We start from the raw sequence: 18114 nt of genomic DNA, 5'->3' as shown, positions 1-18114 counted from the left end.
TTGCAGGCAGCGAGCCGAAGGTCTGCCGTCGAAAAATCCGCATAGCGGAGCTTGACCGCTCGCTTCATCTTGAAGGCGCGCTCTCCAACAAGAAAGACGTGGGAATATGCGTCTCAATCAGTTCCACTTTGTTGGCGTCACGATGCGTCGCCGCATTCAACAAGAAGACGACTGCGGCTGTCTGATCTTCGGTGAGCATCGCGATTTCCCATCGGTCGAGTGCTATCGAGCGTCGCCCTGCGAGGCAGCCCCTATCTTTGCTGTGTCTGTATGTATTCTGCGAGCTGGTGAATTCTCTCCTGGGTCACAGCTTCTCCGCCTGTCGCACCAAAGGTGCTTTGGTCGCTGTCGAGGAATTGGCGTCCCCATACGGGCATTTCGCGCTCGCCATGCCCTGGCACGATGTGGCGACCGTCAATTATCGCGATCACCAGTTGATAGGGAAACTCATCGCCGTTTCGCTCCGAGAGCAGAGACAAGTCGGAAGGGGCCGTCTGCAGCTCCGTAGCCAGACGTCCATCACCCTTCCCGCGCACGCCATGACAGGGCGCGCATGAATTGATGAACTCACTTTCGCCGTAGCCCATCTCTTGGGCGGCGATTGGCCCTGAGCTTGTTGCCAGAAAGATGGAGGTTGCGATCAAACGATTCATTTCGGCTCCCCGCGAATAGGGACAAAGCCTAGCTGATCGACCTGGCCAATCTTTGATCCCCGTCAAACCTGTCGTGAGACACCCTCCACGATTTGACGCAGCGCAAGGAATGTCCCCGCCGTTGGCGATATCGATTGCTGCTCAAGTTTCCCATCAGGCGAGAGGAACCAAGCTATGCCCTTCAAGACAATTCTAACGGTCACCGGTACGCATCGCGGCGACAACGACATCAAGCTGGCGACCAAGCTGTGTGAAGAAGTCGGCGCTCACCTATCTGTGCTTGCGGTGGCACTCGCCGCCCCGCCACCGATTGGCGACTACGCGGCTCCGATCTCCGATACCTGGATGGAAGAACGTCGCGCCGACCTCGAACAGCTCGAAAAACGGACCGCCGCGGTTTCGCACCTGCTAGCCAGCTCCGCGATATCCGCCGACATTACCAACGCCTATGCCGAAATCGGCTGGGCCGATGAAATCATCGGTCGGCGGGCCCGCTACGCCGACCTGACCCTCATTGGACCGGAACTACTGTCGGACGGCACCCTCAAAGACAAGACCATTGAAGGCGCCCTTTTTTCGTCGGGCAAACCAATGCTGCTGGTTCCTGAAGGATCGAAGCCAACCCTGCAACCAAGGAAGGTGATGATTGCCTGGGATTCGCGCGTCGAAGCCTCCCGCGCCGTTCGTGAGGCAATCCACATGCTGACGGCCGCTGATGATGTGCGCCTGATTCTTGTCGATCCTGTCGAAGGAGAAAGCCACCAAGGTGCCGAACCCGGCGCCGACGTCGCGACTTATCTTGCCCGTCACGGCGCGAAAGTCATGGTCGAGCGGCTCCCAAGTTCGGGCCAGAGCGTTGCTGAGGTGCTGAAGCGACATGCCGCGGATATGTCGGCAGACCTCGTTGTGATGGGTGCCTACGGCCATTCGCGCCTGCGCGAAAGGTTGTTCGGCGGCGTTACCAAGTCGATACTCAATGACCTTTCGATGCCCGTATTCATGGCGCACTAAATGGCCAGCTAGTCCAGACTCGCTCTAAGCTTACCCCCAAGCGGTTGGCTGGAAGACGATCCCAGTTTTCCAGATAAGGCATTGCGTGGATAGACCGATGGAGGCAATCCGCGTGGCGAGCGGAAGCTACACATCAGGATCGGCAAATTAGTCATCTTACATTCCGATCTGTTGGGGTGCGCTATGATCGAGTTCGGTTTCAGCTACCTTGCGGATCACCGTAATAGTGGGAGAGCGACCCTTTTGCCTGACTGGATCACGCAATTTCCGGGCTTGTCCCGTCTTGAGCCAGCCGTACGCGACGCGCTGACCCGCAAGAGCGCCGTGATAGCGGTCCCGAAAGGTACTGTGATCTTCGGTCCCGGCAAGTCACCAGAGAACCTGCTTCTGCTGCTGGAAGGCAGAGTGCGGGTGCAGCAGGTCTCCGAAGGTGGCCGCGAGATAGTTCTGTATCGGGTCGAGGCTGGACAAAGCTGCGTGCTGACTACCGCCTGCCTGTTGGCCCACGAAGACTATTCCGCCCAGGGCATCGCCGAAACCGATGTGCGCGCGGTGGCCATCCCGCGCGCGGTCTTCGATGAGTTGGTCTCGCAGTCGGTCGCTTTTCGCAATTTCATATTCACCGCCTATTCCAGAAGGATCACCGATCTGTTTCAGGTCATCGAAGACATCGCGTTCCAGCGCGTCGATATCCGGCTTGCGCAGAAGCTGATCGATCTGGAGCGCGGCGCACGACAGATCAAAGCCACGCATCAGCAGATGGCAGCCGAACTGGGCACCGCGCGCGAGGTTGTCTCGCGCCAGTTAGGCGAGTTTCAGCGACGGGGCTGGATCCGTCAATCGCGCGGGACGATCGATTTGGTAGATATTGCCGGATTAGAAAGACTTGCCGCCCTCGATGCGGGATAGATCTGCCCCCAGGGTTGCTTTCCATGCCACAGCACAGAAATACTGCCTGCCGTGACAAGCTTATGAGTTGCCCGCCAGTTCGGCGAGGTGGCGATGTTCCAGGTGAACGTTCACGCACTCTGACACAGTCATCCGTGCACCGGGCGTGAGTGCAAGAGCTTTTTCTCCGAGAACTCAGGTGGCACATCCTGAGACCCGGCGACATGAAGCACCGGCATCCAGCTTTCGATGTTCAAGTCTCGATTTTGCGGATCGGAGCGCTCGCGAAACAGTAATCATCAACAGATTAAGGTGTTGCCTGTTCCCCCATTTGTAAGGGAGCCATCCGACATCACACATTTTCCAGCGCCCGGACGGGCCCCATCCGCAAACCTGTCAGTCAGCCTGTAGGTCTTTTTTCTTCCACTTGGTGACATCGTCACTGAACGGCAAGTCGAAAGAGCATAAGCACGTGCTGTTCTCAGGAGATCACTGACAATGATTGCCAATGTAAGATTCATAGACCGCGCGCTTCGCATTGAGGTCGGCGAGGCGCAGAACGCTGCTGCCGCGCTCGTCGGCTCGGCCGTGTTCGGCGTGGGCTGGAGCATCGCCTGGTTCTGCCCGGGGCCGCGCTCCCCGCCCTGGGAACTGGCCGGATCGAGGTCGTCGCCTTCGTGCCGGCGCTGATCGCCTGCATCTTTGGCGCCAAGGGCCTAATGGCCCTGAGCGGCGCGCGCAGCCCGCGTGCTGCGCCGTGAAACCTGAACCACAAAGGAGACCGTCGTGACAGACTATCCGATCAACATGTCCGTCAAGCCAAAGGTCGAAGCGTTCTTCGACCCGGCAACCAATACCATCAGCTATGTGGTGAATGACCCATCCTCGAGCGCATGTGCCGTGATCGATTCCGTCATGGACATCGACTATGCGGCGGGCCGGATCACTTATGACCATGCCGACGCCATCATCGACTACATCCGCAAGCACGGCCTGAAGCTGGAGTGGATCATCGAGACGCATGTGCATGCCGACCACCTTTCCGCCGCGCCCTACATTCAGAGCGCTCTCGGCGGCAAGATCGGCATCGGCGACAAGATCATGGTCGTGCAGGACACGTTCGGCAAGATTTTCAACGAAGGCACCGAGTTGCAGCGCGACGGCAGCCAGTTCGACGCCCTATTCGAGGACGGCGACACCTACAAGATCGGCAACATGGAGGCGGTGGCAATCTACACCCCCGGCCATACGCCGGCATGCATGGTCCATATCATGGGCGACGCGGCTTTCGTGGGAGATACCCTGTTCATGCCCGATGGCGGATCGGCACGTGCCGATTTCCCCGGCGGCGATGCCGCCACCCTTTACGATAGCATCCAGAAGGTTCTGGCTTTGCCAAACGAGACGCGCCTGTTCATGTGCCACGACTACGGCCCCAATGGCCGCGACATCCAGTGGCAAACCACGGTGGCCGCGGAAAAAGAACACAACATCCATGTCGGCAAAGGAGCCACGAAGGAGCAGTTCGTGAATTTGCGCACCGAACGCGATGCAACGCTGGCGATGCCAAAACTCATCATCCCGTCGCTCCAGGTGAACATGCGCGCGGGCGAGGTGCCGACCGACAAGGACGGCCGGCCAATGCTGAAAGTGCCCATCAACGGGCTTTGAGCTCTGACCTCCATTCAAGGACAACGAAAATGCAAGACATCAAACACATCACGCCGGATTTCGCGGTCAGCCCGCAGATTGCACCTGTGCAGCTCGCCGAACTGAAGGCCGCAGGCTTTACCACAGTGATCTGCAACCGCCCCGATCATGAGGATGCAGGCCAGCCCAACTTTGCCGAGATCAAAGCTGCCGCCCAGGCGGCAGGGCTCGAGGCGCTCCACATTCCGGTCACGCCAGGTCAAGCAACCAGGTATGACGTCGTCGCTTTCGACACCGCCGTGACCACGGCTCAAGGCAAGGTTCTGGCCTATTGCCGCACGGGCGCACGGGCGCAGAGCCTCTTCGCCGCAATCCGGGGATGACCACCCATCGGTCTGCCCCGTTCTGCAGACGCACTGAAGCTGCCTCTCATAGACCATGAAGAACCACAAAAAGTCTCGTCCCATGTCCGCCACATCGCTCGCCCGCTATCTTCCGATCCTGCAATGGGGCCGGACCTATGATCGGCACGCCCTGACGGGCGACCTGCTGGCGTCGGTGATCGTGACGATCATGCTGATCCCTCAGTCGCTGGCCTATGCGCTTCTGGCGGGATTGCCGCCGGAAGCCGGGCTCTATGCCTCGATCACGCCAATCATGCTTTACGCGATCTTCGGTACCAGCAGGGCGTTGGCGGTGGGACCCGTGGCGGTAGTGTCGCTGATGACCGCCGCTGCCATCGGCAATGTCGCCGAACAGGGGACCATGGGCTATGCCGTGGCCGCCCTGACCCTGGCTGGACTGTCTGGGGCAATCCTGCTGGCGATGGGTCTCTTGAGGCTGGGGTTTCTCGCCAACTTCCTGTCACATCCCGTCATTGCGGGCTTTATCACTGCATCCGGCATCCTCATCGCAACCAGCCAGATCAAGCATATTCTGGGCGTCAGAGCAGGCGGCGACACTCTACCCGAAATGGTGGTTTCGCTGGCCGAGAACCTCATTGCAACGAATTGGATCACCCTGCTGATCGGGATTGGTGCCACCGGGTTTCTGTTCTGGGTCCGCAAGGGTTTGAAACCGATGCTGCGCCACCTCGGCCTCGGCCCGCGCCTGGCGGATATGGTGACCAAGGCCGGTCCGGTGCTTGCGGTGGTCGTGACAACGGTCGCGGTCTGGGGCCTCGGACTGGATGCAAAGGGCGTGCAAATCGTTGGTGTCGTGCCACAGGGACTGCCGCCGCTAACGCTGCCCTCATTTTCCACCAACCTGATCGGACTTCTGCTGCTTCCCGCGTTGTTGATTTCGGTCATCGGATTCGTGGAATCCGTCTCCGTCGCGCAGACGTTAGCCGCCAAGAGGCGACAGCGGATAGACCCCGACCAGGAACTGATCGGTCTGGGCGCCGCCAATATCGGGGCGGCTTTCACGGGAGGATACCCGGTGACGGGTGGCTTCGCTCGTTCGGTTGTAAACTTCGATGCAGGGGCCGAGACGCCCGCCGCCGGCGCCTTTACCGCCATAGGATTGGCCGTCGCGGCCATCGCCCTAACCCCGCTGATTTACTTCCTCCCGACGGCCGCCTTGGCCGCGACGATCATCGTGGCGGTGCTTTCTTTGGTCGATTTCTCGATCTTGGAGCGCAGTTGGACCTATTCGAAGGCAGATTTCGTCGCTGTGGCCGCGACCATCGCGCTGACCCTCATGATGGGCGTAGAGACCGGCGTATCAACTGGAGTGGTGCTATCCATCGCACTGCACCTCTACAAATCCTCGCGTCCTCATATTGCAGAGGTTGGCCTTGTTCCGGGCACCCAGCATTTCCGCAACATCCACCGCCACACCGTCCTTACCGATCCGACCCTTCTCACCATCCGCATCGACGAGAGCCTCTACTTCGCCAACGCTCGTTTTCTCGAGGATTACGTCGCCGATCGCGTCGCCACCGATTCCCCGATCACAAACGTGGTGCTGATGTGCTCTGCCATCAACGAGATCGATCTGAGCGCACTGGAAAGCCTGGAGGCGATTAACCATCGCCTGAGGACGATGGATGTGAAGCTGCATCTGTCAGAAGTGAAAGGCCCGGTGATGGACCGATTGAAAAGATCCCATTTCCTCGATGCGCTGACGGGGCAGGTGTTTCTGTCGCAATACGACGCGATGCGGACCCTTGCCCCCAAACAGGGCCTGAACGATCTGGACAACCCAAGTCATGCCGCGAGTATTTGTTCAAGGTCAGCTGTGGAGTGAACCGCGTCATTACGCGCCATGCGTCATCCCTGCTCGATCCGGAGGCAGCTTCAAGGCATGCCGTCTTCCTTCGCTTCGCGACCAGAAATCTGCTCCACACCGATGCGAAAGAAGAGATGCAAGGAGTGGTCGGTGACAGGACGCTCAAACGGTTTCAGGCCACCCGGTTCCCACCAATTTACGTGTTTGCTCAGCAGCGTCCAGGCATGTTCTCGAGCAGCTTTGTGCTGGGGCGTGTCATCCTTCAGTTCCTCGAAGCGGCCATTGACCAGCACGCTCCTCCATTCCCGCCCCTCGCCCCTCTCCTCGACAAGGACGCACACACACGGATTGGCCCGCATGTAATCGACCTTCTGTCCTGGCATCGAGAACGCATAAAGTCGGCTGTCGGCGTAGCAAAAATAGAAAGGCACGACATATGGTCGCCCATCCTTTGCGCATCCAAGATGCCCAAAGTGACTACGAGTTAGAACATTGGTGCAATCCAACGTCGAAAGTTCACGAACCCACATGACATGATCTCCCGATCAATGCGTGGCTCAGCGTGGCCACAGTTCAATCGCGCCAGCCATGGTTGGGACCACACGTGTCCCGGCATCGCCTGACAAGATGCGTTCGACATTCGAGAGCGAGCCGATCGCAGCCCATTTCCCAGACGATTTAACAAAGGCGCACGCTGCCTCTATTTTCGGTCCTATTGAACCGGCATCGAAGGATGTTGCGCGAAGCATCGCGGGAGTAGCCTGTCGAACATGACGCTGCTCGGGTTTGCCATAGTCGATGGCGACCGAAAGCACGTCGGTCAGAAGCAGCAAGGCGTCGGCGTTGAGTTCGAGCGCTAGCAGGGATGCAAACTCATCCTTATCAGGCAACGCCTCTACGCCGGACAGCCCCCCTGTTGGCAGCTCGGCAACTGGAACAGGACCGCAGATCACGACCGTAGACCCGGACTCCAGCATCAACTCCGAGGCGTGGGCTTCGATTGTCGCCTGCAGATGCGGCACTGCCGCCACCCGGCGATACTCTCCATTGAACTCCGAAAAATCCCAACCGCGCTGCTGGCGCAACTGGTGAGCGTGGATCCGCTCATAAAACGGTCCTATCGGTTTCGTGGGACTTCTGAAGGCCTCATCGTCAGGATTGACAAGTACCTGGGCCATCTGGGCGACCACCGAGCGGTCGCCACCAAGGCGATTGCGCAATTCGCGGGCGAGCAGATAGCCTGTTTCGCCCCCGGCCTGTGCACAGAGCAAATCGAGCCGCGTAGGCTCGGCAACGCTGTACGAAAAGGATTGCTGCGCAAGCATCGCCAGTTGGGGGCCACTGCCGTGAGTGACCAACACGTGGTGGGCGCGCGCCACCGGCGCGAGCCACATTGCCGCTTGGGATGCATTTTCGCGTTGGTTCTCGGCGGTGATCGCCTGCCCCTTGCGCAGGAGTGCGTTACCGCCCAGCGATATCACCAGTCTCATGCTACGCCTCCGTGGCTTGTTGTATGCGCCCGGGTGTTGAGGCCGTCATTTATCGCCCATGTTCACCGCGATGCGTTGATCCACGTCAATATCGGTGTCGTCAGCGCGCAAGCCAGCTAAACCAGAAGTGTAGCCCGAGCCAAGGCTGCACAACGGCAAGAGCACACCAGTACCCTTGGGCATCGCAGCCCCTCGTGCGAGCTAGTGCGACATCAATATCGGGAGGCGGAGATCCGAGAGAACACCCTCTGTCGCGCCGCCAAGTACGAAATCCCTGACGCGCGAATGGCCATATCCGCCCATCACGAGCAAGTCCGCACCCAATTCGATCGCTCGCTCCTGCAGCGTGACTGCGATCGGACAGTCTTCCGCTTTGATATCCAGTGCATCAGCGTTCAAGCCACGCTTTCTCAACAAAGCCGCCAACCTCTCGGCGCCGTCCACGGCCATCAGGGGCTTTTCGTCGACAATGGCAAGGACGTGAATCCTTGAGGCATGCGCTAGAAACGGCAGCGCATCGGCAACTGCGCGGGCGGCCACTCGACTGCCATCCCAGGCGATCGAAACATGCTCTATCCTGGCAGCACTTGCCGAGTCAGGCAGCAGGACCGTCGGCTTGCCAGAACCGAAGATAACCGCCTCTGCAATCATGCGAGAGGTCTGGTTGTCCGTTTCCCAGCCTACGACACAGATGTCGAAATAGCGGGCCTGTTCCGTGGCGACGTCGCCCTGTGCGGCAAGGAGGACGGCCTCGGATGCGGTAGTGACAGCAACATCCTGTCTCGCGCCCTCATCGACAACTTTGGCAAGGAGCCGCCCACCGGCTTGCAGGCTCAAGGTCTCCGCTTCTCGGATGCGTGCTGGAAGATCCAACAGGATGCGTGAAAGTGGGCTCGAAACTGGCGGAATTCTCGCATGGAGTGCAAGGGCGTGCAGATCGGCGTGAAGTTGCGCTGCAATGGCGACAGCGTTGACGGTCACAGCGTCCGTGTTCGCGTCGGGAAATGTCGCCAACGGAAGAAAAACCTGAGTTTTCATTCTGCGTCTCCTTAGGAAAAGAGCTTTTGCACCAGGCAGCCAAACCGCCCCGCAACTGACCTACATTGATCGCTGCGATGAGGCGCAGCATTGATCTGGAGCAATCTCGCAAGACAAAAGAGGGCCATAAGCCGTCAAGCGTGTTCCAAAGCTGATCTCATTTGGACGGATGCCGGAGCTTTCGCTCCTCGGCCGCACACCTGAGAACCTCAATCGCGTCATCATCCGTCAACTGCGGAAAGCTGAGGTAATGGTGCCCAAGCGCCAGAAAGCGGCCTGGCTTGCTCAGGCAGACGACGTTGTCCGCTTCTTGTTCGATGGTGGCGAGCGCATCAGACGGCGCGACGGGAATTGCCACTATGGTCTGCAGCGGGCCTCGACGCTTGATCGCGCGCAATGCCACCTTCATCGTCGTTCCCGTTGCTGCACCGTCATCGACAAGAACCGCCGTCCTACCAGCGAGAGATCGCGGTCCAGTGGAGCCGCGATAGAGTTGCCTTCGCCGTTGCAATTCGGGACGCTCCATGTTGATCAGAGCTGCCAGTTCGTCATCACTGAGCGAATACGCTTCAACGATCTCTCGATTGATGACCACGTCTGGCGGGTCACCATCCACAATTGCCGCTACCGCCAGTTCAGGGTTCCCTGGGGCTCCAACCTTGCGAACTATGAGAATGTCGAGAGGTGCATCAAGTGCCTTTGCAACTGCCGCAGCTACGGGCAAGCCCCCACGGGGAAGTGCCAGAACTACAGGCTTGCGGAGCTGGCTGGCCTGCAATTCGCGCCCAAGTTTTTCGCCTGCTTCCTGTCTATCGCGGAACATCGACTGTCATTCCGGCCACAATCGCCGCAGCGACTTGCGCATCGAATTCCTGACCTGAACGATCTCTCCATGCGAAAGGTGTCGATCCAGAAGACTGAAAACAGCACCGATCGCCTCATCAAGATTAATGCTCGAATCGTGGCCAAAGGTTTCAGTAACCCGCATAACGAATTCGCGCTTTTCACGCTCCGCGGCCGGCGATGTGGCCGGGTTCCATCCCTCGAAATACATCCCTCGGATCAGCTCTGGCAGTTGCGATGAAAGGTCCGCTGACTCTTCGGGCGACAGCCAGTCGCGCAACGTCGGCAATACAGCTTTCAACAGCCGATGAGCTCGGTGCTCAGGCCAACCAAGATCAGCTGCCAACTCATTTGCCCATTGCTGAGCCTGTTGGGCGGCATGAGAGAAACTCGAACTTGAAGCGTGGCTCATCGTCTTCACTCCTTGCGCATCAAAGGAACAATGCGCTCTTCATGACCAGGCTTCATTGAGCAAGATCAATCCGCGATTGGCCGCGTCGGATTCATGTCGTCAGTCCGATCTGGATCAGTTTTCGGACGGCCCGGAAGGAAAGCGGCACCCGACCTTCGGCTATGGGCGCGCTGGACTAAGGACTGTATTTCCTGCGGCGTCGTCACGAAGTATCTCGCGATCTCCTCGTCAGACAGACCAAGGTCGCGAAGCGCAGCAACGCTTGCCGACGGATCGGGCCCTAGTCGCGCCATGCTGTCTTTTGACGACAAGCGCTCGATCCCAATCCAGCCCCTGCGCAAAGGGTCAGTGCCCGGCTGGCATCGACCCTGAGGCGTATTGGTTAGCCGGCCTTGACCGCGATCGTCTTCTCGGCTTCCTGAGCCTCTGCTGTCTTCGGCAGCTTCACCGTCAAGATACCTTTCGCAAAAGTCGCCTCGATCTTCTCGGCGTCGACGCCCTGCGGGAGCTGAAAAGAACGTTGAAAGGCGCCATAACGACGTTCAGAGAGAAAATAATCCTTCTTCTTTTTTCTTTCTCTTCGGTCTTTTCGCCTTTGATGGTCAGCAGATTGTTGAAAACCTTGATGTTGCCTAGGCGGATGTTGTAGTAGCGCGGCCCGGTCAATATCGTGTCTGTCAGGCTGTGCCTCGCACAGGCCAAAGCACTTCGGTCGCAGTCTCGTTTGGAGGCGTGCCCGGTGGGCTCAAATACGACTCCCACATGTCGTCGGTTGCGTCGAGACCCCGCGTGCGCATTTCGTCGAGCACCGCAGCGTAGGTGTCGGACAGGCGCTCGTATGCACCGATATGCAACGCCTTGATTGCCTGTCCAGCGGCAGTCGCTCCGAGCCCCAATCCTGATCCACGCAAAGCCAGAAACTGGTCCTCGCTTATGGGAAAGCCCGCATCGAAGGTTACCTTGCCGTCACCAATCTCGCGATAGTGGGCCAAAGGCGGTCCCGCTGGCAGCACCCTGGCTTTCGAGAGGGCTTCGCTCAGGGCCTCGAAACTCGCGGCCATCGCGCCGGAGATCTGCGGAAGAGTGCAACTCCTGGAGACATAAGCGTATGGCCGCGGAGACATCGAAACCAGTTCAAAGTCGGGCATCATTGCACCTGGATGGCGTGCTCAATTTGACATCAATCGGCTTATCGAGGAGCACCGAAGCAGGGAGCGAGTGACCCCACCGAAGGCCCATTCCCTGATACGACTGTGACCATACGCGCCCGAAACGATCAAATCGGCCCCGATCTCCGTGGCAATTTGCACCAAAGCCTCGGACTCATCCGCTCCCCCGATATCGATGGCATCTGCGGTTGCCCTTATGCCGTGCCGACCCAAGTAATTGACCACGTCGTCGGCGCTCTGCCGAGCCGCTGCAAGATCGTTGCTTTCAAGGGTTGCGACACGCACCCGAGACGCAGAAGACAAAAACGGCAAGGCATCGACAACTGCGCGACGGGCCTCGCGCGTGTCCTTCCAGGCGATCAGGACTCCCTCTGCCTTGACCGGTTGGAAGTCGAGAGGTGCCAGTAGCACTGGCCTGCCGACGGAGAGAAGTAGAGTTCCATGATCTACAGTGCGGCAGCCGTTCGTCGACCCAGGCCTTGGGCAGTTCAGGATAATCAAGTCTGCGGCGCGCGCGTTGAACGCTAACATTTGGGTGGGGTTACCAAGCTCGCCTCGCCATGTAATGCGACGGTCGCCATCCACCTGACGGAAGAAGTCCTCCTTGACCTTGATGAGGTTGTCTTCAATCTCATCAGCCTGGCGCCGCATCTCGTCCGCGATTGCCATGTCGCTATCGCCCACCGGCATCACATACCGCGGCTCAGCCGCGCAAAAGCCTATGAGGTCCGCATCGAACTTCAGGGCGATCGACTACGCGAAAGCGACACGAGGACCGACGGGACTATCGATATCGAGTTGAAGCATCATGGTGTTGAAGCTCATTGGCGTGCTCCTTGTTGAGGAGACAATGCCCCGCCTCAAGACAACAGTGCTTTGACATGTGTCAAAAATTGCATAGGAAATCGCTACATTTGACAAAAGTCACGCAGGCTCAGCCCGCAAGTCAGGTGCTAGCGAGCAGCAAGATTGGGTGGAAACATTCAGGCCTGCGCCGGCACAAAGATTGATCTCGCACAAGGACCAAGACTTCTGAATGGCTATTGTTGCGCGCATGATCCTCAATCTGCTCATCGGCACAATCGTCATAAGCCTAACGGTCCTGGTCCACACCTTTGGTCTGATCGTCGTCACGCATGCGATGCGATACCTTGTCGCCCGGTTTCGCATGCACGGGCGCCGCAGCCGCATAGTCGCGATGATCAGCGTGGTGATGGGGCTCTTCGCCGTCATCACCATTGAGGTCTGGCTTTGGGCCGGCCTTTACTGGTTGCTTGATATCTTTGAGGACTTCGAAACCGCCCTGTATTTTTCGACCATTACGTTTTCTACGGTTGGTTATGGCGACATTGTGCCTGCTCACGCATGGCGCGTGCTGGCAGCTCTTGAGGGCGTGAACGGATTTCTTCTAATTGGTTGGTCGACGGCCTATCTGATCGCCGCTGGAACTCGAATCGGCCCGTTCAAGTCCGGAGAGCATTTCTGACCAAGCACACTCAAACAACCGCACAATTCCTGATCTTGCGATCGGAAGTGGGCGAGCTTCGCCGCACTGCTCCTGACAAAAAGGACGTTGCGCCGTAAGCACGACGAACCTGTCGCCATCGAGCTGGGGCAACCGAACCAGGTCGTTGAAGACCATGGCAGTTGAGAAGAAGCACGCACATCAGCGGCACGATAAACCGGAGGGCAGTTGCGGAGGCCCGCGTAGCGCGCCAAAAGCATCAGGCGTGGTGTAGTTTCTGCGGTCCCGCTGTGCGCTATTGTGGTGCCGTATCAGAGACAATTCGACCATCCTCTAGCACAAGGATACGGTCTGCGCGTTCGAGTATCCGGTTGTCGTGGGTGACAAGGAGAGTGGTCGTGCCGCGGGTGCTGCCGAGGCGCTTGAGGAGATCCACGACTTCGGATGCACTGTCGCCGTCGAGCGCGGCGGTGGGCTCGTCAGCCAGCACGAGTGCTGGGTTGCCAACGAGTGCGCGGGCAACAGCCACGCGTTGCTTCTGCCCGCCCGAGAGGTTGGCGGGCAGATAGTTTATTCGATCGGCAAGGCCAACGAGTTTAAGTACATGCGTCGCTGCCGTGTGTGCGAGTTCATCCGAAACATCACCATGAACCTGAATACCCATGATCACGTTCTGCAAGGCCGTCAGGCTCTCATGCAGATTGTGCGCTTGAAAAATGAACCCAAGGTGCCGTCTCAGCGTCATCAGCGTGGTTTCACGGGCACCGTTCAGCTGCTCCCCGAGCAGGCGCACAGATCCGTCCTGCACGCCGCGAAGACAACCGAGCAGGGTAAGCACCGTCGTCTTGCCGGAGCCGGATGGCCCCATGAGCACGGTAAAGCTTCCAGCTTCGATCGCGAAATTGAGATCGTAGAGCGCCTGCTTGCGGGCATCGCCTATGCCGAACCAGTGGTTGAGCCCGCGGACTTCGATGACGTCGCGATCTGGCGTTTCCATGATCAGAAGAGGTCCGCCGGATCTGCGGCAGCGACGCGTCTGGTGGCGATCGCTCCCGACAGAGACGAAACTGCGATAGTGCCGACGAAGACAGAAGCTGCCATAGCGAGCGTCATCGATAACGGCAGCGTCGTCACCTTTGCCATTACAGTCAGTATCGTTGTGCCGACTATCAGGCCGGGGATGAAGCCGAAGACACCGAGGACCAACGCTTCCTCGAATACGATGCCCAGAAAAAAACGCGAGCCATATCCCATGGCTTTGAAGGTCGCGTATTCCCGCAAGTGGTCCGCCACATCGGTGGAGAGTACCTGATAGATGATAATCAGGCCAACCAGTATGCCGATAAAGACGCCGAACCCGAATATCACTCCGGTTGGACGTCGCGTCTGCTGGTATCGCAAATCCTCGGCCATCGCGTCTGCATAGCTGCGGATGCGCAGCGAGGAATCCGAGATCTGGCCACGCAGGTGTTCCGACACTTCGTCCACTGATGTTCCGGGTCTCGTGCGCAGGAGGATGTGATCGGGCGCGGCCGAGCTTCGCGCGGGAAACAGCGACAGGAAGGTCTGGTCGGAGACCAGCATGTAGCCGTCACCGCCGAACCCTCCACCGCCGGAAAACGTGTTGTAGGCCTTGATGGTGCGGCCGTCAGTCTCGAAGGAGAGCGGCGTCTGCGGCCGGATGGCGACAGCTTCGTCTCGCGTAATTCCGCGCGCGAGCCTGTCCAGGATCGCCGCGTCGTTCACCTGCAGCAGGTTCAGGTCGGCCGTAATCTTGGGCGAGATGAAGTCCTGCTTGAACGGATCTATCCCGAATGTGGTGAGGCTGATGTCCGTCTGTCCGCGGTCCCAGGGCACATTGGCGACAAAGAGGCCCATGCCTTCGATGACGTCCGGATTTGCCAGCGCCTGCAGCATCCACTGACGGGCAACGTTACCTCCGTCCGCGATCGCATTGGCGTCGGCCGCCGAAATGATGATGTCGGCCCGAAAAAACTCATACGGTCTGAGCGTCGCAACGGCCATCGAGTTCATTATACCGAGCTGGACGAAGACCAGTACGTTGGCGAAGGCGACGCCCGCGATCGCTGCCGCGAAGCGGGTGCGATTGTGGGTCAACTGCAACCAGCCGATAGGGAGCCGCCCGAAGAGGCGTTGCAGCAGGCGGCTCATCGTGCGGCCCGTGTCGCCGCCGACGTGTCGATGCGGGCAATAACCTCAAGGTTGGTGTAGCCCGAAGCCAGCTTCGTCGACGAGGTGTCAAGAGCCACGAGGATGCGAATGACCCTCGCATCCGTGTTCGCGGCTGCATCGTCGGAGATGAGCCCCTGTCGGCCAACGGTCAGCCCGACGCTTTCCACCGTTCCCAGCAACGTCCGCCCTAGCGCGCTGGCGACCAGTTCCACCGGCTGGCCGGCTCGCACGCTGGCGATCCGGTCCTGATAGATCTCGACCTCCGCCATCATTTGGCTGGTGTCGCCCATCTCCATGATCCCTTCCGTCGGTGGTCGCTGCCCCGGCGTCGCGTGAATGTCGAGGATTGTTCCTGCAATAGGCGCGACAACGACCGCCCGCTGCGTGTCGAGCTTCACCCTGGCAAGATCGGCCTCGGCGGCAGCAACGTTGCGGCCAGCGACAACTACGTCTGGCTGCTCGTCGAGGTTAACCGAGGAGAAGCGGGCGAGCGTTGCCTCGGCACGCGTCACGCTGAGCGCGGCATCCTGGACGGCCGCGCGCGCCGTATCGAGCGTAGCGCCGGTCGCAACCCCGCTATCAGCGAGCTTCCCGGTGCGATCGAGATTGGCTTTGGCTTCGCGTAGATTGGAGCGAGCCTGGTCGAGCGTCGCCTGCGCCTCGTCGCGGCTCGACAAGACGGTGCTGCGGGTCTGAAGAAGCGCAGCCTGACGTACCGCCAGATTTGCCTCAGCGAGAAGAACGGCGCTTTCGAGTGCGTCGTAGTTGTCCAGGCGCGCCAGTGGCGTGCCCCGGTCGACCCAATCGCCGACACCGACAAGCAGTTCGGAAAGCCTGGCATCTCCGGCCCCGTAGGGCGCTGCAACGATCGAGACGTCACCGCGCGGCATCACGCGGGCGAGCCCCACGACGTCGGAGGGCAGCATCGTTTCGGCCAAATGCGCCGGCAACTCGATATTGGGAGGGAGCGCGATTGGCGAGGCGGATCCCGCACCCGGCGTCAGCCCGGTAATCTCATAGAACTTCTGGATAGGTACGGGCTGGAAATACATACCTAGGACGCCGCCCAAGAACATGAAGACGGGTATCAGCAGGACGAGCAAATATCTTTTGCGGAACCACCGACCCCCGCGACGCGGGATGCCGTCCGCAAGCTTTAGATCCATTGGTAGATCGCTGCCCGGAGTTGCTGCCATATCCCTTCCTTTTTTCTGCGCCCGGTGAGTGGCCAACACTTTATCGAGTTTGCGCGCGAGACGGAGCGTAGGCACCTCTCTCTGACAACCGATGCCAGCGTATCATCTGATCTGCGGATCCGACTTGACGCAGAGCAAGCGAACGATACGGCGGTTCGGAAACGAAACGATTTGAGAGGCAGACGCTGGCTGCCTATCGACTTGGGTCGGGCTTGTGCCGAAGCAGAACTCAAGCGGGGGCAAAGAGAAGCTCGGCAGTATCTCCATCAATCTACGACCAAGCCCCGTCTCACGTGCACTCGCCCGGACCCTGCGATCGTTCTCGAGGATCTGCGCCTTCACGACCATGAGCTGAGCTTCGAGCATCCGAAGGCAGAGCCGTGCGCTCGCACATTCGTCGAGAGTGAAGAACCTGAAGTCTCCCTCCCAAAACTGGTCGAGTCGCTTCGACGACTTCTGGATTGAATCATAAGGCCCTCGGGGCGACGCGAAAGCCGCCCCGAAAACTGGAAGCTGGCGCTGGTGGTGCTAATACAGCAGCGGATCGAAGCAGCTCGGGATTCGCGACGAGATGGATTTCAGACGGTCTAACAACAGGTCTCCCACAAGCACACGGTTAGGTGTGTGCATCAATCACTACAACGCCAAACGTAGCTTTGCGGCGGTTGCGGCAATCGAATCTGCTTGGCCACCTCCTCTGAAATCGACGCCAACTGCAGAGAATGGTTCCGACCTCAAGGAGGCGCTACCCTGCCAGCAGTTCCTGTTCGCGCGGCGTCTCCATCGGTGAGTGGCCAAAACGCTTCTTGTAGCAGGTGGCAAAATACTGGCTGGATGAGAAGCCGCAATCGAAGGCGATGTTGGTGACCGATTTCTTGCCCGCCTCAAGCTGGTTGCGGGCCGCGTCCAGCCGGATCATCTGCAGATAGCGCACCGGCGTCATGTTGGTCAGCGCCAGGCAATGCTGCGTGAACTGCGTCCGCGACAAGTTGCATTCCGCCGCCATGTTCTCCAGTGTCCAGTCGTCGTCGAGCGCATGGAGCAAGCGCTTCAGGAAAATCTCGACGGTGCGCTTGGAGCTTGCCAGTGCGAGGTCGAGCACCGGGGACTGACTCTCGAGCATCTCGCGAAACTGCAGAAGCATCATCGAGATGACCAGGCGCAACCGCGCCTCATGGCTTTCGATATCCTGGGTCGCGACCAGATCTGCAATGTCCATGAAGCTGCGCGCCACATCACGCGTCGCGGTATAGGAAAGCTGCTCGTTTTTGGACAGCAGTTCGGTCAGCCGTTTGCGGTCGCGTTCCGGCCAGCCGATCCAATCGGGCCATTGCCAGGTTTCATGCGGCCTGCGCACGCCCATGTCCAGCAGTACCCAGACGATATGACTGGCTCCGACATCCGGATCGCCAAGCGCGTGCAACTGCCATGGTCGGACAACGAACATCCGGCCCTCCGTCAGCATCGTTTTCTTGCCGTCCATCGTGATCGTCAGCGAGCCGCGCGCAACGAAGGCGATCTTGACGCCTTCATTGCAATGTTCGCGCAGACCCCAGTCCTGCGGGTGCGTCGCGTCCCAGCCGCCCACGGAACAGACCTGCGGCAGCGCGTTCCCGAGGTCGATGCCAGGATAGCCACGGCGGGTCCAGGCGTTCAGCGTGACCTTGCCGGCCATCGAAGCCTTGAGGAGGTCCTGACAATTGCCTGCATAGAGGAGTGCACCGGGTTCACGGAAAACCGCTGGCCGCGCCGCGGCGCGCGCATTCCTGTCAGATTCCATCGATCCTCCAGCGTTTAAAATTTACCACTGTTCTAGATCGAACGCGGCACACCTTTTATTGCGCAATGCTGCGCCATCATCAAGCACGAACCGA

The 18114-nt window shown here is 59.3% G+C and carries 22 protein-coding genes and 1 pseudogene; 8 read left to right on the top strand and 15 right to left on the bottom strand.

Annotation, left to right across the window (positions count from 1 at the left end; genetic code table 11):
- Positions 1-64: 64 nt before the first annotated feature.
- Positions 65-199, bottom strand: a complete 135-nt coding sequence (locus IHE39_RS30860; protein WP_281399343.1) for a hypothetical protein — start codon at positions 197-199, stop codon at positions 65-67.
- Between the two features lie 52 nt (positions 200-251).
- Positions 252-653: a c-type cytochrome gene (locus IHE39_RS00705; RefSeq protein ID WP_192565174.1), complete on the bottom strand. Its 402-nt coding sequence runs from the start codon at positions 651-653 to the stop codon at positions 252-254.
- A 174-nt stretch (positions 654-827) separates the two neighbouring features.
- On the opposite strand from IHE39_RS00705, the gene IHE39_RS00700 reads away from it, so the two are divergent.
- The 6 genes from IHE39_RS00700 (at position 828) to IHE39_RS00675 (ending at position 6452) form a co-directional block, all read left to right on the top strand.
- Complete coding sequence (locus tag IHE39_RS00700) at positions 828-1664, top strand: universal stress protein (protein WP_192565173.1); 837 nt, start codon at positions 828-830, stop codon at positions 1662-1664.
- Between the two features lie 183 nt (positions 1665-1847).
- A complete protein-coding gene (locus IHE39_RS00695; RefSeq protein ID WP_192565172.1) occupies positions 1848-2573 on the top strand; it encodes a Crp/Fnr family transcriptional regulator in 726 nt (241 codons plus the stop codon).
- A 477-nt stretch (positions 2574-3050) separates the two neighbouring features.
- Positions 3051-3242, top strand: a complete 192-nt coding sequence (locus IHE39_RS30390; RefSeq protein ID WP_210327456.1) for a hypothetical protein — start codon at positions 3051-3053, stop codon at positions 3240-3242.
- A gap of 117 nt (positions 3243-3359) precedes the next feature.
- Entirely contained in the window at positions 3360-4223 is an 864-nt protein-coding gene (locus IHE39_RS00685; protein ID WP_210327479.1) for an MBL fold metallo-hydrolase, read from the top strand.
- Positions 4224-4252: 29 nt separating this feature from the next.
- Entirely contained in the window at positions 4253-4585 is a 333-nt protein-coding gene (locus tag IHE39_RS00680; protein ID WP_184773465.1) for a protein tyrosine phosphatase family protein, read from the top strand.
- Positions 4586-4640: 55 nt separating this feature from the next.
- Complete coding sequence (locus IHE39_RS00675) at positions 4641-6452, top strand: SulP family inorganic anion transporter (RefSeq protein WP_434781269.1); 1812 nt, start codon at positions 4641-4643, stop codon at positions 6450-6452.
- A gap of 50 nt (positions 6453-6502) precedes the next feature.
- Here IHE39_RS00675 and IHE39_RS00670 read toward each other — a convergent pair whose 3' ends face one another.
- From IHE39_RS00670 to IHE39_RS00630, 9 genes and pseudogenes are all read right to left on the bottom strand, one after another.
- Entirely contained in the window at positions 6503-6964 is a 462-nt protein-coding gene (locus tag IHE39_RS00670; RefSeq protein ID WP_192565170.1) for a pyridoxamine 5'-phosphate oxidase family protein, read from the bottom strand.
- Between the two features lie 27 nt (positions 6965-6991).
- Positions 6992-7924, bottom strand: a complete 933-nt coding sequence (locus IHE39_RS00665) for an amino acid kinase family protein (protein ID WP_192565169.1) — start codon at positions 7922-7924, stop codon at positions 6992-6994.
- Positions 7925-7969: 45 nt separating this feature from the next.
- Positions 7970-8107 carry a hypothetical protein gene (locus IHE39_RS00660; RefSeq protein ID WP_192565168.1) on the bottom strand — a complete coding sequence of 46 codons (138 nt, stop codon included), beginning with the start codon at positions 8105-8107 and terminating at the stop codon, positions 7970-7972.
- 18 nt (positions 8108-8125) lie between these two features.
- The gene (locus tag IHE39_RS00655; RefSeq protein ID WP_192565167.1) at positions 8126-8962 is read right to left on the bottom strand and encodes a universal stress protein; all 837 of its coding nucleotides are present in this window, start codon (positions 8960-8962) and stop codon (positions 8126-8128) included.
- Positions 8963-9119: 157 nt separating this feature from the next.
- Positions 9120-9785, bottom strand: a complete 666-nt coding sequence (locus IHE39_RS00650) for a phosphoribosyltransferase (RefSeq protein WP_192565166.1) — start codon at positions 9783-9785, stop codon at positions 9120-9122.
- Positions 9786-9791: 6 nt separating this feature from the next.
- Positions 9792-10217 carry a DUF2267 domain-containing protein gene (locus tag IHE39_RS00645; RefSeq protein ID WP_055977459.1) on the bottom strand — a complete coding sequence of 142 codons (426 nt, stop codon included), beginning with the start codon at positions 10215-10217 and terminating at the stop codon, positions 9792-9794.
- A gap of 382 nt (positions 10218-10599) precedes the next feature.
- Positions 10600-10844: pseudogene (locus IHE39_RS00640) on the bottom strand (Hsp20/alpha crystallin family protein); the annotation flags it as partial.
- A gap of 50 nt (positions 10845-10894) precedes the next feature.
- The gene (locus IHE39_RS00635) at positions 10895-11365 is read right to left on the bottom strand and encodes a GyrI-like domain-containing protein (RefSeq protein WP_192565165.1); all 471 of its coding nucleotides are present in this window, start codon (positions 11363-11365) and stop codon (positions 10895-10897) included.
- 21 nt (positions 11366-11386) lie between these two features.
- Positions 11387-12055, bottom strand: a complete 669-nt coding sequence (locus tag IHE39_RS00630) for a universal stress protein (RefSeq protein ID WP_246485352.1) — start codon at positions 12053-12055, stop codon at positions 11387-11389.
- 367 nt (positions 12056-12422) lie between these two features.
- Between IHE39_RS00630 and IHE39_RS00625 the strand changes: the two genes are divergently transcribed.
- Positions 12423-12872, top strand: a complete 450-nt coding sequence (locus IHE39_RS00625; protein ID WP_246485351.1) for an ion channel — start codon at positions 12423-12425, stop codon at positions 12870-12872.
- Positions 12873-13146: 274 nt separating this feature from the next.
- On the opposite strand, the gene IHE39_RS00620 is transcribed toward IHE39_RS00625, so the two are convergent.
- The 3 genes from IHE39_RS00620 to IHE39_RS00610 are packed head-to-tail and all read right to left on the bottom strand — an operon-like array spanning position 13147 to position 16240.
- Positions 13147-13848 carry an ATP-binding cassette domain-containing protein gene (locus IHE39_RS00620; protein ID WP_192565164.1) on the bottom strand — a complete coding sequence of 234 codons (702 nt, stop codon included), beginning with the start codon at positions 13846-13848 and terminating at the stop codon, positions 13147-13149.
- 2 nt (positions 13849-13850) lie between these two features.
- Entirely contained in the window at positions 13851-15023 is a 1173-nt protein-coding gene (locus IHE39_RS00615; protein WP_192565163.1) for an FtsX-like permease family protein, read from the bottom strand.
- Complete coding sequence (locus IHE39_RS00610; protein ID WP_192565162.1) at positions 15020-16240, bottom strand: HlyD family efflux transporter periplasmic adaptor subunit; 1221 nt, start codon at positions 16238-16240, stop codon at positions 15020-15022. The genes IHE39_RS00615 and IHE39_RS00610 overlap by 4 nt, the downstream gene beginning before the upstream one ends.
- A gap of 214 nt (positions 16241-16454) precedes the next feature.
- Between IHE39_RS00610 and IHE39_RS31035 the strand changes: the two genes are divergently transcribed.
- A complete protein-coding gene (locus tag IHE39_RS31035) occupies positions 16455-16595 on the top strand; it encodes a hypothetical protein (RefSeq protein WP_343070038.1) in 141 nt (46 codons plus the stop codon).
- A gap of 390 nt (positions 16596-16985) precedes the next feature.
- Here the strand turns inward: IHE39_RS31035 and IHE39_RS00600 are convergent, their stop codons facing one another.
- Entirely contained in the window at positions 16986-18020 is a 1035-nt protein-coding gene (locus IHE39_RS00600; protein ID WP_192565161.1) for an AraC family transcriptional regulator, read from the bottom strand.
- Positions 18021-18114 lie beyond the last annotated feature (94 nt).

Source organism: Aminobacter carboxidus, assembly GCF_014863355.1.
Taxonomy (GTDB): Bacteria; Pseudomonadota; Alphaproteobacteria; order Rhizobiales; family Rhizobiaceae; genus Aminobacter; species Aminobacter carboxidus.
The sequence above is the reverse complement of the archived record's forward strand: the minus strand, read 5'-3'. Positions and strand labels throughout refer to the sequence as shown.

Excerpts from the sequence above, each read along its gene's own strand:
- IHE39_RS30860 (WP_281399343.1), bottom strand. The coding sequence starts at position 199 with ATGCTCACCGAAGATCAGACAGCCGCAGTCGTCTTCTTGTTGAATGCG.
- IHE39_RS00705 (WP_192565174.1), bottom strand. The coding sequence starts at position 653 with ATGAATCGTTTGATCGCAACCTCCATCTTTCTGGCAACAAGCTCAGGG.
- IHE39_RS00700 (WP_192565173.1), top strand. The coding sequence starts at position 828 with ATGCCCTTCAAGACAATTCTAACGGTCACCGGTACGCATCGCGGCGAC.
- IHE39_RS00695 (WP_192565172.1), top strand. The coding sequence starts at position 1,848 with ATGATCGAGTTCGGTTTCAGCTACCTTGCGGATCACCGTAATAGTGGG.
- IHE39_RS30390 (WP_210327456.1), top strand. The coding sequence starts at position 3,051 with ATGATTGCCAATGTAAGATTCATAGACCGCGCGCTTCGCATTGAGGTC.
- IHE39_RS00685 (WP_210327479.1), top strand. The coding sequence starts at position 3,360 with ATGTCCGTCAAGCCAAAGGTCGAAGCGTTCTTCGACCCGGCAACCAAT.
- IHE39_RS00680 (WP_184773465.1), top strand. The coding sequence starts at position 4,253 with ATGCAAGACATCAAACACATCACGCCGGATTTCGCGGTCAGCCCGCAG.
- IHE39_RS00675 (WP_434781269.1), top strand. The coding sequence starts at position 4,641 with ATGAAGAACCACAAAAAGTCTCGTCCCATGTCCGCCACATCGCTCGCC.
- IHE39_RS00670 (WP_192565170.1), bottom strand. The coding sequence starts at position 6,964 with ATGTGGGTTCGTGAACTTTCGACGTTGGATTGCACCAATGTTCTAACT.
- IHE39_RS00665 (WP_192565169.1), bottom strand. The coding sequence starts at position 7,924 with ATGAGACTGGTGATATCGCTGGGCGGTAACGCACTCCTGCGCAAGGGG.
- IHE39_RS00660 (WP_192565168.1), bottom strand. The coding sequence starts at position 8,107 with ATGCCCAAGGGTACTGGTGTGCTCTTGCCGTTGTGCAGCCTTGGCTCG.
- IHE39_RS00655 (WP_192565167.1), bottom strand. The coding sequence starts at position 8,962 with ATGAAAACTCAGGTTTTTCTTCCGTTGGCGACATTTCCCGACGCGAAC.
- IHE39_RS00650 (WP_192565166.1), bottom strand. The coding sequence starts at position 9,785 with ATGTTCCGCGATAGACAGGAAGCAGGCGAAAAACTTGGGCGCGAATTG.
- IHE39_RS00645 (WP_055977459.1), bottom strand. The coding sequence starts at position 10,217 with ATGAGCCACGCTTCAAGTTCGAGTTTCTCTCATGCCGCCCAACAGGCT.
- IHE39_RS00635 (WP_192565165.1), bottom strand. The coding sequence starts at position 11,365 with ATGCCCGACTTTGAACTGGTTTCGATGTCTCCGCGGCCATACGCTTAT.
- IHE39_RS00630 (WP_246485352.1), bottom strand. The coding sequence starts at position 12,055 with ATGGCAATCGCGGACGAGATGCGGCGCCAGGCTGATGAGATTGAAGAC.
- IHE39_RS00625 (WP_246485351.1), top strand. The coding sequence starts at position 12,423 with ATGGCTATTGTTGCGCGCATGATCCTCAATCTGCTCATCGGCACAATC.
- IHE39_RS00620 (WP_192565164.1), bottom strand. The coding sequence starts at position 13,848 with ATGGAAACGCCAGATCGCGACGTCATCGAAGTCCGCGGGCTCAACCAC.
- IHE39_RS00615 (WP_192565163.1), bottom strand. The coding sequence starts at position 15,023 with ATGAGCCGCCTGCTGCAACGCCTCTTCGGGCGGCTCCCTATCGGCTGG.
- IHE39_RS00610 (WP_192565162.1), bottom strand. The coding sequence starts at position 16,240 with ATGGCAGCAACTCCGGGCAGCGATCTACCAATGGATCTAAAGCTTGCG.
- IHE39_RS00600 (WP_192565161.1), bottom strand. The coding sequence starts at position 18,020 with ATGGAATCTGACAGGAATGCGCGCGCCGCGGCGCGGCCAGCGGTTTTC.